This window comes from Corynebacterium aquatimens, from assembly GCF_030408395.1.
GTDB classification, from domain to species: domain Bacteria; phylum Actinomycetota; class Actinomycetes; order Mycobacteriales; family Mycobacteriaceae; genus Corynebacterium; species Corynebacterium aquatimens.
This window is the reverse complement of the sequence record NZ_CP046980.1, coordinates 1,922,647-1,938,971: the sequence shown is the minus strand read 5'-3', so window position 1 is coordinate 1,938,971 and position 16,325 is coordinate 1,922,647. Positions and strand designations below refer to the sequence as shown.

Annotated in this window: 15 protein-coding genes and 1 pseudogene; 4 read left to right on the top strand and 12 right to left on the bottom strand. The window is 56.7% G+C overall.

Annotation, left to right across the window (positions count from 1 at the left end; translation table 11 throughout):
• Nucleotides 1-34: 34 nt before the first annotated feature.
• Nucleotides 35-1,339, bottom strand: coding sequence for an ISL3 family transposase (locus CAQUA_RS08785; protein ID WP_196823808.1), 1,305 nt, complete (start codon nt 1,337-1,339; stop codon nt 35-37).
• A gap of 577 nt (nt 1,340-1,916) precedes the next feature.
• On the opposite strand from CAQUA_RS08785, the gene CAQUA_RS11230 reads away from it, so the two are divergent.
• Nucleotides 1,917-2,369: a GtrA family protein gene (locus CAQUA_RS11230; protein WP_196825459.1), complete on the top strand. Its 453-nt coding sequence runs from the start codon at nt 1,917-1,919 to the stop codon at nt 2,367-2,369.
• Nucleotides 2,370-2,459: 90 nt separating this feature from the next.
• Here the strand turns inward: CAQUA_RS11230 and CAQUA_RS08780 are convergent.
• The 7 genes and pseudogenes from CAQUA_RS08780 to CAQUA_RS08750 form a co-directional block, all read right to left on the bottom strand.
• A pseudogene (locus CAQUA_RS08780) lies at nt 2,460-3,167 on the bottom strand (IS30-like element IS1513 family transposase); the annotation flags it as partial.
• A 103-nt stretch (nt 3,168-3,270) separates the two neighbouring features.
• Nucleotides 3,271-4,029, bottom strand: a complete 759-nt coding sequence (locus CAQUA_RS08775; protein ID WP_070839886.1) for an ATP-binding protein — start codon at nt 4,027-4,029, stop codon at nt 3,271-3,273.
• Between the two features lie 14 nt (nt 4,030-4,043).
• Nucleotides 4,044-5,651, bottom strand: a complete 1,608-nt coding sequence (gene istA, locus CAQUA_RS08770) for an IS21 family transposase (protein WP_196824033.1) — start codon at nt 5,649-5,651, stop codon at nt 4,044-4,046.
• 280 nt (nt 5,652-5,931) lie between these two features.
• Nucleotides 5,932-6,402 carry an ATP-binding protein gene (locus tag CAQUA_RS08765; protein WP_435383925.1) on the bottom strand — a complete coding sequence of 157 codons (471 nt, stop codon included), beginning with the start codon at nt 6,400-6,402 and terminating at the stop codon, nt 5,932-5,934.
• 99 nt (nt 6,403-6,501) lie between these two features.
• A protein-coding gene (locus tag CAQUA_RS08760; RefSeq protein ID WP_196823694.1) for an IS3-like element IS3502 family transposase occupies nt 6,502-7,694 on the bottom strand; the annotation gives its coding sequence in 2 pieces (ribosomal slippage) (nt 6,502-7,406 and nt 7,406-7,694; 1,194 coding nt in all).
• 63 nt (nt 7,695-7,757) lie between these two features.
• A complete protein-coding gene (locus tag CAQUA_RS08755) occupies nt 7,758-8,030 on the bottom strand; it encodes a P-loop NTPase family protein (protein WP_231375611.1) in 273 nt (90 codons plus the stop codon).
• A gap of 3 nt (nt 8,031-8,033) precedes the next feature.
• Nucleotides 8,034-8,642, bottom strand: a complete 609-nt coding sequence (locus tag CAQUA_RS08750) for a Mu transposase domain-containing protein (protein ID WP_196825460.1) — start codon at nt 8,640-8,642, stop codon at nt 8,034-8,036.
• Nucleotides 8,643-8,744: 102 nt separating this feature from the next.
• On the opposite strand from CAQUA_RS08750, the gene CAQUA_RS08745 reads away from it, so the two are divergent.
• Nucleotides 8,745-10,094, top strand: a complete 1,350-nt coding sequence (locus CAQUA_RS08745; RefSeq protein WP_196823902.1) for an IS256 family transposase — start codon at nt 8,745-8,747, stop codon at nt 10,092-10,094.
• A gap of 33 nt (nt 10,095-10,127) precedes the next feature.
• Here the strand turns inward: CAQUA_RS08745 and istA (CAQUA_RS08740) are convergent, their stop codons facing one another.
• Nucleotides 10,128-10,703 carry an IS21 family transposase gene (gene istA, locus CAQUA_RS08740; protein ID WP_231375613.1) on the bottom strand — a complete coding sequence of 192 codons (576 nt, stop codon included), beginning with the start codon at nt 10,701-10,703 and terminating at the stop codon, nt 10,128-10,130.
• A 124-nt stretch (nt 10,704-10,827) separates the two neighbouring features.
• Between istA (CAQUA_RS08740) and CAQUA_RS08735 the strand changes: the two genes are divergently transcribed.
• A protein-coding gene (locus CAQUA_RS08735; protein WP_196823694.1) for an IS3-like element IS3502 family transposase occupies nt 10,828-12,020 on the top strand; the annotation gives its coding sequence in 2 pieces (ribosomal slippage) (nt 10,828-11,116 and nt 11,116-12,020; 1,194 coding nt in all).
• On the opposite strand, the gene CAQUA_RS08730 is transcribed toward CAQUA_RS08735, so the two are convergent.
• The gene (locus CAQUA_RS08730) at nt 12,017-12,454 is read right to left on the bottom strand and encodes a hypothetical protein (protein ID WP_196825461.1); all 438 of its coding nucleotides are present in this window, start codon (nt 12,452-12,454) and stop codon (nt 12,017-12,019) included. The two genes, CAQUA_RS08735 and CAQUA_RS08730, sit on opposite strands and share 4 nt — an antisense overlap.
• A 75-nt stretch (nt 12,455-12,529) precedes the next feature.
• Between CAQUA_RS08730 and CAQUA_RS08725 the strand changes: the two genes are divergently transcribed.
• The gene (locus CAQUA_RS08725; protein ID WP_196825462.1) at nt 12,530-13,654 is read left to right on the top strand and encodes a leucine-rich repeat domain-containing protein; all 1,125 of its coding nucleotides are present in this window, start codon (nt 12,530-12,532) and stop codon (nt 13,652-13,654) included.
• An 82-nt stretch (nt 13,655-13,736) separates the two neighbouring features.
• On the opposite strand, the gene CAQUA_RS08720 is transcribed toward CAQUA_RS08725, so the two are convergent.
• Nucleotides 13,737-14,534: an ATP-binding protein gene (locus CAQUA_RS08720; RefSeq protein ID WP_196824893.1), complete on the bottom strand. Its 798-nt coding sequence runs from the start codon at nt 14,532-14,534 to the stop codon at nt 13,737-13,739.
• Between the two features lie 7 nt (nt 14,535-14,541).
• Nucleotides 14,542-16,176 carry an IS21 family transposase gene (istA, locus tag CAQUA_RS08715; RefSeq protein ID WP_196825463.1) on the bottom strand — a complete coding sequence of 545 codons (1,635 nt, stop codon included), beginning with the start codon at nt 16,174-16,176 and terminating at the stop codon, nt 14,542-14,544.
• Nucleotides 16,177-16,325 lie beyond the last annotated feature (149 nt).

Here is a 16,325-nt window from a genome sequence, read left to right as displayed (position 1 = left end):
CACAACCATTTACTGATAACAGGCTCTTCGTGTTTTAGAGTGCGTTGATCTTGGGTTGGAGGCCTCCGGAGTGGATTAGGCACCGCAAGATGTAGTGGTTGATGTTGCGGAATCCGAGGGCGATGCCGCGGAGGTGCTCGAGGCGGCCGTTGATGGCTTCGACCGGGCCGTTGGAGGCGCCGATGTCGAAGAACGCGAGGATGTCGGCGCGGCGTTTGTGCAGGGTACGACCGAGTTGGGCGAGTTCATCAAGCCCGGCTTGTCGTAGCCCGCGCAGCCGGTTGATCAACCGGCGCATCTTCGTTTTCGCGCGGGTCTTGTTCGGGTCTTCGTAGCAGTCGATGATCTCCTGGTACACCAGCCACGTTTCTTGCAGCACGGCGTAGTCGTCGTCGTAGTTGAACAACACATCCAGGCGGTGCTGCTGCTCACCGGTTAAAAAATCGATGCGGGTGAGCATGGTGCGGCGGTTTTTATATAACGGGTCGTTGGTTCTGCCGCGCCTGCCGTAGGTTTCACGCTGCAGCCGCTGCCGACACGCGGTGACTTTGTCGCCGGCAAGACGCACCACGTGAAACGGGTCCATCACCCGCCTGGCCTGAGGCAGGGCTTCATCGGCTGCGGTGGCGTAACCCTGAAACCCGTCCATGGTGATCACCTCCACCTGGTCGCGGAAGATTTTCGGACGTTGGTTGATCCAGCGGGTGAGCACTTCGGCGCTTCTGCCCGGGATGACATCAAGCAACCTGGCCGGTTGGCCGGTGTGCTGGTAAGTCATGTCCACGATCACGGTGACGAACCCGCCGCCGGCAGCCTTGCGGTTGTGGGCCCACTTGTGCTCGTCAACCCCGATGACGCGCACCCCGGCCAAGTGGTCGGGGTCGGCGACGAGGGCTCTGGCCATGGACAATGCGAGATCGCATGTCAGCTGCCAGCTAATCCCGAGTGCTTTGGCGGTGGCGGCAACGCTCATCCGGTCGATCGCTAAGCGCTGCAGGATCCAGCGCACCACCCGGTGGGTGACCTTCGAGCGGTCATCAGCGCAGGAAAGCGAAGCCCGGAAAATCTGCTGGGCGCAGGAATCGTTGCTGCATAGATACCGCGGCACCCGCACCCGCAGCCGGGTGGGAAACCCGACCACCGGCAGATCCACCAGTTGCCGGTAGGTGTGATCGCGCAACAAGCCCGGTTGCTGACACGACGGGCAGGCATTGATCGGGTCGAGCGTTTCACAGTCGATAACGGTGCACTCGTCGTTGTGCGCGGCATTGGTGATCGCCAACCCAAGCTCCGCGGTGCGGCAAATGGTGTCGGCGACGATGTTGGAACTAGGCTGCATACCAGGGTCCTTGTTGGGTTGTGGATTGGCTTGAACACCTAAATCCTTAACCCAGCAAGGACCCCCACATCTTGTGCAACACCCCAGCACCCCAAGAAACGACCAACGCACTCCCAATCACGAAGAGCCCGATAACATCCAAGCAGTAATGCTATCTATTTTGTTTGGAGTAAAAGGTGAAAAGAGTTAAACGGCTATCGATTGCCGGTCTTGCTGCTGTTGCTGTTGCTGTTGGTGTTCCGAGTGTTGCTAACGCTGATACCACCATGGGACCTTACCGAAACGAGTTCACATGCATGCTTCGTTATGCGCATCCTACAACCCAGGCCATGGTCACGAAACCCTGCTATAAGGGTGCAGACGGAAAATGGTACTTCAAGCACCGCTACTAACAACAAGCAACTCCGAGTGACCTACGCTGGAAAGATGAAATAGGATGAATTTTTATTTCATCTTTCCGGTATTACCATCGCCTACGAAATAAGACAGCGATAAACGTCAAGTAGGTATTTTGCTTAAAAAATCTAATCTCGGAAGGTTTCTCCAGTTCAGCTTGATAGGCGGCTTGGGAACTATTGTGAACCTCGCAGTGTTTGTCGGACTTTCTAAGTTTTACCAAGCACTAGGTGCTTCCGGAGATTCAGTTCTTCTCAACTTCCCTGCAGAAAGAATAAACTTCCGTTTGGACCACCTATCTATATCAATTGCTTTTATAGTGGCCAACGCTTTCAATTTTTTTCTAAACAGGGCTACCACTTTTAAAGAGTCTCATACTCGGCCAGTAGCTGGAAGCGTAAAGTTCTTCATCATTGGCCTAGTCGCATGTCTTGTCCAAATTACGGTCTTTTCCATGTTGACTCGACCAACTTTTATGCAACTACCAACCAGCATTTTGAACGAAACCTCGGGGTTGAGGAATCCGAAGTATTGGGCCCAAATAATCTCTATTGCCGTGGCTACGCCTGTTAACTTTTTGGGAAACGTACTTTGGACCTTCCGAGAGAAAAACAGCCTTGCCTTTAATAGCTAGTCAAACAAGTGAAATTGCCTTGTTAATTTGCCATAGTTGTAGGCCGCTTCGAGCTAATCCCCGTACCAGATTAAAATGTAGGGGGCGGAATCAAGCGGTGGATGCGCCACGCTTGAATAGTTCGTTAAGTATTTCACGTGGGGTTGCGCCGCCGAGGATTTGTCGGGGTGTTTCGTTGAGCTCATTTTGCACCCACGCGACATGTTCGGGTATGACGGTGGCAAAGTCGGTGCCCTTTTTGTAGAACCTGCGCCTGATCTCGCCGTTGGTGTTCTCGTTGGTTGGTCTCTGCCACGGTGAGTGCGGTTCACAGAAAAACACCTGGCAGCCGTCTTTAATCTGGACTTGTGCTGTGACAGCCATTTCTGCGCCTTGGTCCCATGTGATGGTCTTTAGCTGCTCGGTGTTGAGGTCTTTGACCATGTCCTGCAGGGTTGCGACCACGGTGTGTGAACTGTGCTCATCGGGAAGGTGTCCAAGCAGGGTGTAACGGCTGGTGCGCTCTACTAGGGTAATCAGCGCGCTTTTGCCACCTTTACCAATAACAAGGTCGCCCTCCCAGTGCCCGGGAATAGCCCTGTCATCAGCTTCCGGGCTGCGGTGGGTGATCTCAGCACCTTTGATCCAAGGGCGACCGGTTAACACGCCAGCGTTTCGGGCACGACGCTTGCGTGTTGAGCCGCCGCGGATAAGTACGTCTTTAGTCTTCATGACTTCTTCAAGCTCGGCTCGCAGGCTGCCTTTGCCTTGAATGTATAAGGCACTGTAGATCGCTTCGTGGGAAATACGCATGCTGTCAGATGCGGGTTTTTGGTACCGGTGTTCCGGAGACCCGGTACTGCCGGGTTCCGGGTAGTTGGTACCGGGGGCCGGGCCGACGGAGTCGGCCCGGCTGTTTGCTTTATTCGTCCGGTTCTATTGGGGTGGTGGCCTTGCGCATGTCGAAGTCTCCGATGCGGATTCGGTGGCCGTTGTTGAGGCGGCTAACGAGTGAATCGGCTCCGACTCTGTCGGGGAGGGCTTCGACCCAGTAGGCGGCGGCCGATTGGGAGGAGATCAGTGTTGGGAGCCGACCGTCGCGGTCGAATATGATCTTGCTCAGGTCTTCTTGCCCGCGCTGGTTGATGCTCATGGTCATAAAATCGTCGATGATAAGGACATCGACATTGATCAGTTTCCGCATCTTATCGAGGTAGTTCTGGTCAGTCGGTGAGAAGACCGCCAACATGTCTACGAGTTGGTCTAGCCGGTAGTAGGCCACGGAGTATCCGGCTTGACATGCGGCGACGCCGATGGCGCAGACTATGTATGTTTTCCCTGTTCCGGTCGGCGCGAGGATGTGAATGTTGGTCGGATTTTCCCGCCAGTTGGTCGCCGCGATTCGTTTCAGTTGGCGCATGTTGATGCCGCGTTGTTCTGCTCGGGTGACTTCAGCAAGGCTCGCGTCCGGGTATCGGAATTGTGCCTGGGTGATGGCTTTGGCGATGTTGCGTTGTTGCCGCTGTGTGTAGGCCTCTTCGACTGCTGCGAGGAAGATGTCCTCTGGTAGCGCATCCGCGTAGGCCTCGTCGTTGACAATCTCGTAGAAGACATCAGCGAAGGTCGATACGCGAAGCTTTCGCATTTTTGCCCGTACTGTTTCGTCATTGATGTTGCTCATGGTTCACGCTCCTTCTAGTTTTCGTAGTGGTCAGCAGGCCGGATGAAGACGGCGTCAGCTGCGTCGCTGGTAAGCGGGGCGCCTGGGCGTTGTTGGTTCTTCGTCGCGGGCTGTGTCCTTCGCCCTGGTGCAGCAGGGTGCTGCTGAGCGTGCGCAATGTCAGTCTGGATGCGCTTGATCACAGCCATAGTTGGAGCCAGCTTCTTTTCTAAGACCTGCTGGCACGCCGGCTCGAGGGTGGTTTTGCTGTGCTTTTTGCCCAGGTTGGCCAGCACGTTGCGAGCTTGGAGAAGTCCGCGGGGGACGGCGGCACTATTACGATCGAGGATCATCGCTATGACTGTGTGCGTTGCAGAACCGAACGACGAGGCCCAAGCCAAGAGTTCGTCGCGGGTGAGCGCCTTGTGGCCTTCGTCATCGCTGCTTGGCCCATGGTTGGGATCAGTGGAGTACCGGTATTTGAATCCGTGAAGGCGTGTGTGTTCAGCAACTAGTTGATCGCCGTTGAAGATGCTCACCAGTTGCGGGGTGAGCCTGACCGTCACTGCCTCTCCTACCAGCTGAAATGGCACAGAGTAGTACTGGTAGTCACAGGTGATGTGCCAATTACGGTCGACTTTGAGCCGCTTGTATGACACTTCCGTAAACGGTGTCGGCGGCAGATCGCGCATCACTGATGCTTCTTCTTGCTCAAAGCGCATGCGCCGTGTTGTGCCATCAGCCCGTGTCATTGCGCTGTTGATATCGGCAAGCCGGTCAGCGATTGCCTCATTGAGTTCATCGAGATTGTAGAAGACCTCGTCGCTGAAATACCCGAGTATTTTGGCGTAGGCGATTTTCACAGCACGTTCTACTGCCGCTTTGTCGCGTGGCCTGCCAGGTCTTGTCGGCACAATCGTGACCCCGTAATAGTCGGCAAACGCTGCGTAGCGGTCAGTGACCATCCGGTAGCCTGAATGCTTCCTCGGCCGGTAGGTCGCCGTAGAGGCATTATCCGGCACGATGACCGCCGGTAATTTGCCAAGATAGTTCAACGCTTTGACGTGGCACTCAATCCAAGCCGGCATCTTCTCATTCGCAGCAGCAGTGACGTACATCAGTCCTGAGTACGGGCATACCGCGATAAACAGTGACGCCTTGAATGCGGTATCACCACTGGCCTGATCCACCACCGGCACTTTGTCGCCAGCCCAGTCGACGTAAAGCTCTTGCCCCGGCTCATGGGTGACGACTTCGACAAGATCATGAGCACGGAGAAATTCATTGAGCCCACTGCAAAACTGGGAGTACTGGTACTTTGTCTTGTCCGTCGGACACGGCTGCGACAAGTAGTCCATCCACAGCTTATGCCTGGTCACGTGCTTTTTGCTTTGGAGCTTGCGTGCAAGGGCTTGAAAATCAGGCTGGTCGTAGGACATCGTCCGCTTACTCCGGCCGTCGCTGAATCGTTCATCGAACCATCCCGGTGGGAGTTGGCGGAAACGCTCTGGCGTTAGTGCCTCATCAGCGATGACTTTCTTTGCGCGGGATACTTCTCGCCGTGAACATCCCAATGCGTGTGTGATCTGCGCATAGCTTGCACCGTCAAGGCACATCGCGATGATCTGTTTGAAGTTGGCCACAAGGACCGGCTCCTTCCAAGTAGATGTTGACGCGACACCACCGGATTGTGGTGTCGCCAACATCAACTATGAAAGAAAACCCCTTGCAGTACCGAGTACGTGGAACACCGGTACCAACTACGCGGACTCGCGGTACCAACTACCCCGAATCGACACGCATGCTTTCATCATCGCTGAAAGCATGTGTTTAGACCACGTGTTTAGTAACGGTGTGGTGAGTATCGGGTAACGCCCGGGTGAGTTTCGAGTAACTCCCGGGCGTCTTGGGGTTTCGGTGGGGTTATGGGGTCAGTCGCATGTTGGTGCCTTCGAGTGTGATGATTTCGGCGCCGGCGACGAGTCGGTTGAGAATGGATTCGGCGATGACGGCATCCGGGATGGATTTGTACCACTCGTCGGGTGTGAACTGGGATGTCACGATGGTGGATCCGCGGGGTTCGCGCTCTGCGAGGATATTGAGCAGTTGGTGTGCGGTAGCGGCATCGATCGGGGTGGTCAGGAAATCATCGAGGACTAACACGTCTGTGTGGTGGAGGTCTTCGAGGAATGTGATGCGGGCCGGGTCGTCGTGTTTGAGCACGGCGAGGTGGTTGGCAAGTGTGTCGGTGCGGAAGAAGCGTGCGGAGTAGTCGTTTCGGCACGCCGCGGTGAGCAGCGCTTGGGCGAGGTAGGTCTTACCGACGGAGGATTTGCCCAGGATGACAATGTTTTGTGCGCTTTGGCACCATTGGCAGTGAGCGAGTCGGGTGATTTGCTCTTTGTTGATGGTGCGGCCGGGCGTGTAGGGGGCCCGGCCCCCGGAAAGTAGACACCGTGGGGGTGAAATTATTGGCTTTACTCTAGCGCATTGTTAGGAAGCGTGAGTTTCGTACTCAATGGGTGTGAGGTACTTGCACCAGGAATGCCTTCGGGTGGTGTTGTAGCGCGCACACCATGCGAAGACGTCGCGCCGGCAGACTAGCTGATTGGAAAAGACTTTCTGGTCTTTGAGCACTTCTCGTTTCAACGCCGCGTTAAACGACTCCGCGAGTGAATTATCAGCGCTGCTGCCAACTGCTCCCATCGACTGGGTGACGTTGAGTCTTCGGCAGACAGCCTGAAACTGCGATGAGGTATACACGCTGCCATGATCTGAGTGGAAGATCGCCCCGGAGAGACTGCCACGGGTACGGCGAGCATGCTCGAGCGCTTCTTCGACGAGGTCGGTGCGCATGTGGTCTGCGATCGCGAAGCCGACGAGCATCCGCGAGTAGCAGTCAATCACAGAAGCCAGATACATATTCGACCCGTCTGCGATCGGCAGATAGGTAATATCGCCGACGAGGATCCTATTGGCAGCTGGCGCAGTGAAGTTACGCTTGACCAGGTCAGCGAATATAAAGCGATGACGCTCACGCTGCGTTGTCGTAACCTTACGTTTTTTCGTGTAGCCGCGCAGCTGAAGCTTCCTCATAATCCGGGCGATGCGCTTATGGTTGACCGGTCCGGTGCTACTGTACGCATCGTTGAAAGTCAGCTCGGCGGCAATGCGTTTTGCGCCGTAGAGCTGCCTCTTGTCGTCGAAGATGGCCTGGACCTTGGCTCCGAGTATGGCATCATCAACCAGTCTGCGGTGCCGCTGGGCGCTGCTAGCTTTCCATTTGTAGTAGGAGCTGCGGTTTAACCCGAGTACGGTGCACATCCGCTTGACCGAGTAATCGGTGCGGTGGTCATCAACGAACCGGAAGCGGATCACCAGTTCGTCTCTTCCATGAAATATTTGGCTGCCTTACGCAAAATATCGCGTTCTTCTTTCAGGCGGGCGTTTTCCTGTTGCAGCTGACGTAGCTTCTCAGCATCGGTCAGTTGCCTCGCACGATCAGCACGTAAGCCCGCTGAAAGCTGGGGTTTCGTGCCAGTTCCGTACTTATCAACCCATACGCGAAGCGTGGAGCGGTTGATCCCTAAATCAGCGGCCGCAGCGTTCAACGACACCTGTGGATCGTTCTCGTACATCGCGACCGCGTCGCGCTTGAACTGATCCGAATAAACCTTCCTAGGCATGGAGGTAGATTACCTTTCCCCGACTCAACACAGCCGGAATCAGAGGTGTCTACCAAACAGGGGTCAGGTCCAGGTGATGTCTTCGATACAAGCATCGGGATTTGGCGATCGGGATGCTTTGAGCAGTTTGTTGACTCGCCTCTCACGCTTGGCCGCTACCTCTTTATCCAACGCGTAGAGCACCTTGTCGGAAAAGCTCCAGTCGTCGAATGCGGGATCGGCGGCGATGTCGATGACGCTTTGTCCGAAGGCGGTCATGCGCAGGTCGGTAAAGATCGGCAGGACTGATTCGTCGAGGAAGCGGGCGGATGCTGATGCTGGCTGTGGGTGGGGCATGGGTTATGCAGATCCCTTCTTGGTGAGGTTTTCGAGGCTGAACTGGGCAGCACCACCGAGGTAGGCACCGCGGGTGTCACGCGCTGTCGGCGCAGGTACGTCTTGGGTGGGTCTGCTTGTTGGCAGATCGGTTGAAAGGTCAGTGCCTGTAGGCCGTGTGGAGGTGTCTTTACGCACGGCGGCCATCATGTTTTTCACCGCGGTATACGACACGGCACGCCTAGCACCGTCGGTGGACACCAACCGCCTGCAGGCTTCTTCGAGAATTGGCTTGTTGGCGTGTTTGCCCATGTTGAGCACGTTGCGGCACGCTTGGTACGCCTGGGCAGGGATCGCTTTGGCTTCGATGAGCTCGGCAATCACCTGGCGGGTGGCCGGCCCGATTTTGGCGGCTTCGCGCAAGAAGTACTCGCTTGTCCACAACCCACGGGTGTCACCCATGTCCGCCGGGATGTGGTCGGTGTCGGTGACATACACCCCGCGGGCACGCGCGAGTTGGTGGGTGGCCACACGCTGCCCGGCGTCGAAGACGGCGAGACTGTCACCGGTGATACGCACGTCCACGGTGCGGCCCACCAGCTGGTGCGGCACGGAATAATGCGCGTTGTGCACTCTGATGTGGAAATTGGGCGCGACTTTGGCGCGTTTCCATTCGGTGAAGGGTGTCAGGAAGTTTGTGTGTGAGGCTCTGATCTAGAAGGAGTTTCACCGATAATGACTACGGTGTCACCGAAGAAAAGCCATGACCCGGCGAGGGTCAACGAGATCAGCGAGAAGCTGATGGAAAATCCTGAGCTCGCCAGCTTGATCAGCGAGCTGTCGGCTTCCGCTGATGATGCCAGCGAGCTGGTCAAAGGCCTGCTGCAGGCATCAATCAACGCTGGTCTGCAGGCGGAGATGGATGCGCACTTGGGCTATAGCCATTCCGACCGCAAGACGAAAGCCCAGGTGGAAACCACACAGAGCAGCAATCACCGCAACGGGTCGTACACCAAAACCGTCAACTCCGGGTACGGCGCGGTGGAAGTGACCGTGCCCAGGGATCGTGCCGGCACGTTTACTCCCCGGATGGTGCCCAAGGGCGCACGCCGGCTCACAGAACTCGACGACATGATCATCTCGCTCTACGCCGGCGGGATGACAGTGCGCGATATCCAGCACCACCTCGCGACCACGCTCGGGGTGGATATGAGCCCGGATACGATCAGCACCATTACCGATGCGGTGTTAGACGAGGTCATGATCTGGCAAAACCGCCAGCTCGACGAGTTTTACCCGGTGATCTTCCTCGACGCGCTACGCGTGAAAATCCGCGATGGCCACCGCGTGGTCAACAAAGCCTGCTACATGGCGGTTGGTGTCGACATGGACGGCATCAAGCACATCCTGGGATTGTGGATCGCTGAAAATGAAGGCGCCGCATTCTGGGCATCGGTGTGCGCAGATCTGGCCAACCGCGGGGTCCAGGACGTGTTCATTGTCTGCTGCGACGGGCTTAAAGGCCTGCCGGAAGCCGTGGAGGCAACCTGGCCGAATTCCATGGTGCAGACCTGTATCGTGCATCTGATTCGGGCTGCGAACCGGTGGGTGTCGTATCAGGACCGCAAGGGAGTTTCCCGGGCGCTGCGTGAGGTCTACACCGCTCCCAATGAGGAGACGGCACGTGCCAGCCTTGATGCTTTCGAGGCCAGTGAACTGGGCCGGAAATACCCGCAGTCGGTCAAAGTCTGGCGCGACGCTTGGGAGCGGTTCGTGCCGTTTCTGCAGTTCCCGCCTGCGGCCAGGCGGGTGCTCTACACCACCAATTCGATCGAGTCGCTGAATGCTGAACTGCGTAAAGCTACCCGTAACAGGGGCCAGTTCCCGAACGATACCGCGGCGCTGAAGACGCTGTGGTTGATGATCTGCAACATCGAGGACAAGCGCGCTGCGCAGCGGGCGAAGAAAGCCAAGCGCGACGTTGAGTGCAACGGCTATATTGAAGGAGCGAAAGCCACCGGGTGGAAACAAGCCATCAACCAACTAGCCGTGGCTTACCCCGACCGATTCGCGGACTACTTGTAAACCAAGCCCCCGCACACAAAGAATCGGACACCCTCATTCGGTGCGCTGCCACGGCGTTTCAGGCAGCGCGGTGAGCACGTCGCGTTCGAACTGATCGAACAATGCGCGTCTGCTCGTCGCATTGCCGCGAAACGGTTCGGCAGCGTTGATCCCATCGACCACAGCGGTGATCTTCGCGTTGAGCTCGTCTATCCCGACGCACTGGTGGCCATCGAGTGCGTGGATGACGTGCTGGGTGACGATCTTGACTGCGGCTTCGACGCTGGCCTTATCCTTGGGTCGTTTCGCCCGAGCCGGCAACGCGGCGGTGTTGTAGTGCTCCAAAAACTCCTCGTAGGTGGAGTTGACCCGGCGATTTTTATCCGCGGCACTGATCGCGTTCGAGGCTGTCGAGGCGTTATCCGGCACGATGACCTCGGCGACCCCGCCGAAGTACTCGAACGCGCGGATATGAGCTGCAAGCCACGCGTCCTGGCGCTCATCCGCGCACGCGCAGGCGAACACCATCCCCGAATACGGCAGCGAGGCGACAAAGACGCTGACCTTCGAGCCTTGCCCGCCGGTGGGGTCACACAGCCGCATCTTCGTGCCAGCCCAGTCCACCTGCATCGTATGGCCCGGGGCATGGGTGATCCTGGCGGTCAGCCCGGCTGCATCAACGTGGACCTGACCCCTGTTTGGTAGACACCTCTGATTCCGGCTGTGTTGAGTCGGGGAAAGGTAATCTACCTCCATGCCTAGGAAGGTTTATTCGGATCAGTTCAAGCGCGACGCGGTCGCGATGTACGAGAACGATCCACAGGTGTCGTTGAACGCTGCGGCCGCTGATTTAGGGATCAACCGCTCCACGCTTCGCGTATGGGTTGATAAGTACGGAACTGGCACGAAACCCCAGCTTTCAGCGGGCTTACGTGCTGATCGTGCGAGGCAACTGACCGATGCTGAGAAGCTACGTCAGCTGCAACAGGAAAACGCCCGCCTGAAAGAAGAACGCGATATTTTGCGTAAGGCAGCCAAATATTTCATGGAAGAGACGAACTGGTGATCCGCTTCCGGTTCGTTGATGACCACCGCACCGATTACTCGGTCAAGCGGATGTGCACCGTACTCGGGTTAAACCGCAGCTCCTACTACAAATGGAAAGCTAGCAGCGCCCAGCGGCACCGCAGACTGGTTGATGATGCCATACTCGGAGCCAAGGTCCAGGCCATCTTCGACGACAAGAGGCAGCTCTACGGCGCAAAACGCATTGCCGCCGAGCTGACTTTCAACGATGCGTACAGTAGCACCGGACCGGTCAACCATAAGCGCATCGCCCGGATTATGAGGAAGCTTCAGCTGCGCGGCTACACGAAAAAACGTAAGGTTACGACAACGCAGCGTGAGCGTCATCGCTTTATATTCGCTGACCTGGTCAAGCGTAACTTCACTGCGCCAGCTGCCAATAGGATCCTCGTCGGCGATATTACCTATCTGCCGATCGCAGACGGGTCGAATATGTATCTGGCTTCTGTGATTGACTGCTACTCGCGGATGCTCGTCGGCTTCGCGATCGCAGACCACATGCGCACCGACCTCGTCGAAGAAGCGCTCGAGCATGCTCGCCGTACCCGTGGCAGTCTCTCCGGGGCGATCTTCCACTCAGATCATGGCAGCGTGTATACCTCATCGCAGTTTCAGGCTGTCTGCCGAAGACTCAACGTCACCCAGTCGATGGGAGCAGTTGGCAGCAGCGCTGATAATTCACTCGCGGAGTCGTTTAACGCGGCGTTGAAACGAGAAGTGCTCAAAGACCAGAAAGTCTTTTCCAATCAGCTAGTCTGCCGGCGCGACGTCTTCGCATGGTGTGCGCGCTACAACACCACCCGAAGGCATTCCTGGTGCAAGTACCTCACACCCATTGAGTACGAAACTCACGCTTCCTAACAATGCGCTAGAGTAAAGCCAATAATTTCACCCCCACGGTGTCTACTTTCCGGGGGCCGGGCCCCGTGCTGAGCCACAAGCTGGCGAAACCGCTCGTAGCTGTAATACCGCTGGCCTGTGCCCGCAGGCTGTGCGGTGTAGCGGCCCCACAGCACCTGCAAAGTCACCTTGTTGCGCCCGGTGCGCGCCTTGGCGACAGCGTCGAAATCGATCGGGACGAAATCCCCTTGAGCATGGCTGCGCCCGTCGACGAACCAGTCCGCCAGCTCATGATCCGCAACCCCACGAAGTTGCTCACGCGTTGTGATGTTGTGTTCCACCAGTGCATCGCGGGCTTTTTGCACGGTGGTGTGCGAGCACCGCGAACTCGAACAGATTTGGCGGACAGACCAGCCCTTGAGCACTTGATCCATTACCGCCCGGTAGTCAGTCACAATCAGACTCCTCTGGTAACGCCGCGTGCCCTGAAGTCACGCGGTCACCAGAATCCTCCCCCGGACTGTTACTCGATGCTCACCAATGCGTTACTCGATACTCACCACGGTGTTACTAGATACGACCGCGCAACAACCAAGCTCCCTGCATCTTGGGGGAATATCACCACGATTGGTAGTGCTGCGTTCGAGAACAACCAGTTGACGGCACTCCCTGAGTCCTGGGGGAACATCACCACGATTAGTGAGTTTGCGTTCTCTCACAACCAGTTGACGGCACTTCCTGAGTCCTGGGGGAACATCACCACGATTAGTGAGTTTGCGTTCTCTCACAACCAGTTGACGGCACTTCCTGCTACCTGGGGCAGCATCACCACGATTGGTGACTGGGCGTTCCTTAACAACCAGTTGACGGCGCTCCCTGCTACCTGGGGGAAAGTGGAAGCGCTTGGTGATGGAGCGTTTAAGAACAATAATTTTGAGGACTTGAGTGATTCACAACTAAAACTCGCTGAAAAGAACGAGAAGGCTTTCGACCACTATGTTTTTCCATACGAAGAGCCGTTTACTTACCAAGATAAAGGTGATCACATAGAGTTAACTGGGCTATCAAAATATGGCAAAAGAGCACTTGAGGACGGAATATCCTTCCCTAATTTTCCTGATGAGATCGACGGTAAGCCAGTAACCGAGATTGGTGACAACGCATTTGCCAATTTGAATATTCAATATCTCCCGTTGTCTTGGAACAAGATCACTTCGATTGGAGAGAACGCATTTTCTGGAAGTAATATCACCCACCTTTCGTGTGACTGGTCTGGTATTACCCACATTGGGGAAAATGCTTTTAAAGACAACAACCTACAAGAACGTCCTGACGGGTGGGAGGACTTCAGCCTTCAGATGAGAAGTGCTTTTGATCTTGGTACTCGCAACCTTCCGAAATCAACACGTTGTGGGGAGCATTCTGAGATCGAGGAAGCGAAACAGTTCACGCCAGACCTTGAACGTGGTGGTCTAAAAATCACCGTCAAGGACGAAGATGGCAATCCAGTTGAGGAAATGATTGCTGGTAATCTTTACGATTTCGAGGTCACTCTCCAGATCCCAGATGATGCTCAACCGGGTGATTACCTAGATGTGCCAACTATCGACATTCGTGACAACAGAATCACTGATGGAAACGAAGCACTTACGTGACGGGCGTTTCTTTTCGGTACCGGTAGGGCGGTATCGGGTACCGGGGTGTTGGTGGTTGCCGGTACCCGGTTTTTACCCCCGGTTACGGCTTTCGGGGTTGACGTAGCCGTGTGGGTGTCGTAGGGGCCATCCTTTCTTGTTTGATGTCGTCGCGGGTTCGCATGTCTTCTCCTGTCAGGGTGAGTTTCGAGCCGTGGTTGGCGAGTCTGGACATGACTGCGTCTGCCAGTGCTGCCTCGGAGAACACGTCGTACCAGTAATCGGGTTCGTGTTGGCTGGCGATAACGGTAGAGGCATGCTCACGCCCGACGAGCAGGTTGAATACCTGGTTCAACGCGTGCGCTGAGACATCGGTGGCGAGAAAGTCGTCGATGACGATGAGTGCGGGAGCCTGCAGGTCGGTGAGGAGTTGTTTGCGGGCCTGGGGATGCTCAGCCGCAGCGTCGAAGTCGTTGGCCAGGTCGTTGAGCCTGTAGTAACGGGCGGTGAGCTTTTTGCGGCACGCCGCGACGGCCAGGGCTTGAGCGAGAAAACTTTTACCGGTGCCGGTAGCTCCCACGATGATGAGGTCTTTGCCGTAGTCGATCCATTCGCAGGTTGCGAGCCGGTCGATGCGGTCTTGGGTCACACCGCGGCCGGGATAGGCATCGAAGCGCTCGAGTGCGGCGGTTGAGCCAAGGAGTTTCGCTTCACGCAACCTTGTCTGTATGACCTTGTTGTCGCGGGCTGTGAGCTGGGCTTCGAGGGCTTCTTTGATCTTGTCTTCGAAGGAATCGTTATCGCGCGAGGGGTCGTTGACGATCTCCTGGATCGTCGCGGCGAACACGCGCATCCCGCGCAGCGAGCCGAGCTTGTCGAAATCTTCATCGGTTAACGCCATGATGCTTCTACGCCTCCTCACCGAATTCAAGCTCACTGAACTCGAACGCTGCTTTGCCCCGTACGTGCGACGCCTGGGCTGGTGGTGCGGGACGAGTCACCGGCCTGGTTGACGCGGCAGATGATGTAGGTGATTGCGCACCACCTGTGGCGGTGGCGGTGGCGGTGGTGGTGCGGGTTGCGAGGTCTTTGATGGTGTCGTGGACTTTGCGCACCGACGGGACCATGTGGGAGTCGAGGACGTCTTGGCAGGCTTGTTCAAGCAGGCTGCGGGAGTACTTCTTCGACAAGCTCAGCACGCCAAGGGCGCTATTGTAGGCTTGGGCTTCAACTTGGCGGGCGTGAAACATCTGGCGGATGAGTTCGTAGGTTGCGGCCCCAATACTTTGAGCCCATGACTCAATCCGGCCCCGATCCCACTTCGTGGCCAAGTCCTGATGCTTTGCCGGCACATGCTCTTTATCTGTGGAGTACTGCATGTTGCAAGGCTTTTTACGATGGGAAGCGATATGCTCACCCGCGCTGAAGATGTCGACGACATCGTCGAAGATCTGCACGTCAACGCTTTTGCCGGCGAAGCTCCACGGCACAGAGTAGAAATGCTTCTCAACTTGGACGTGGTAGTTCACCCCGGCCTTGGCTTTACGCCACGTGGAATACGACCAGCGCTGTTGAGGCAGCGGGCGCAATGCTTCTGCTTCGCTTTCAACAAACAATTGCCTGCGGCTTGCGTTGCGGCCCCGGAATCCTTCCCGGTCGTTGATCCAGTCGACCTGCGCCGCAATAGCGGCGTTGAGAGCGTCGAACGTGGAGAACTCTTGGCCCGATAACGCTTCCACGACCCAAGTCTGGACGATATCGACCGCCTTTTCCACATGGGCCTTATCCCTGGGTTTACCCGGCCTAGCCGGGGTGATCCCGCACCGGTAAAACTCGGCAAACTGCTGGTAGCGCTCATTGACTTCACGCACCGTCGTGCCACGTGTGACCTGGTTGGTTGCGGTCGAGGCGTTATCCGGCACGATGCGCACCGGCACGCCACCGATATAGTCCAACGCGTCGCGGTGGGCACACAGCCACGACCGCATCCGCATATCCGGCCACGCACTGGCATGGATAAGCCCCGAATGCGGCAGCGACGCCACAAACACATACGCCCGCGCACACACCCCTGTCAACGGGTCAACAACTGCCATGGTTTCCCCAGACCAATCAACGCACAGCTCCTCACCAGGGGCATGGGTCAAAAGCGCAGTCAGGTCGTTGACATCGACGTAATTTTCAAACAGCGCGCAGAACTGCCGGTAGGAATAATGCTGCTGACCAGAAGCAGCCTGACGCCGGGTGTATTTATGGTGCTCCACCTTCAACGTCACCCGCTCACCACGTCGGCGCCGGGCAGCGATGCCTGCGAAATCCGGTTCCACGAACGCATCTGAATCCCGCCGGCGATTATCCGGAAACAACTCCGAAAGCTCCTGCGCCGACAACGCGGTGATCGTGTCCTCGTCCATCCCAGTCGAGCGCAACACCCGACTGGCCTTATCAATACTGCTGCGCGAACACCCCAAATCCGACGTGATCTGCGACCACGAGCGGCCTTGCACAAGCGCCAGCATGATCAGCCTGTAATTGGTGACCACACCAAACTCCTTCCATGGTTACGCGGCCCGCGCGTACACACTGCGCAGGGCCGTCAACCACAGACTGCCAACCTAACTACCCCCGGTACCCGATACCCGCACACCCAGTACCCGATACCCGCCCGACCGGTACTAAAAACCGAACCCGG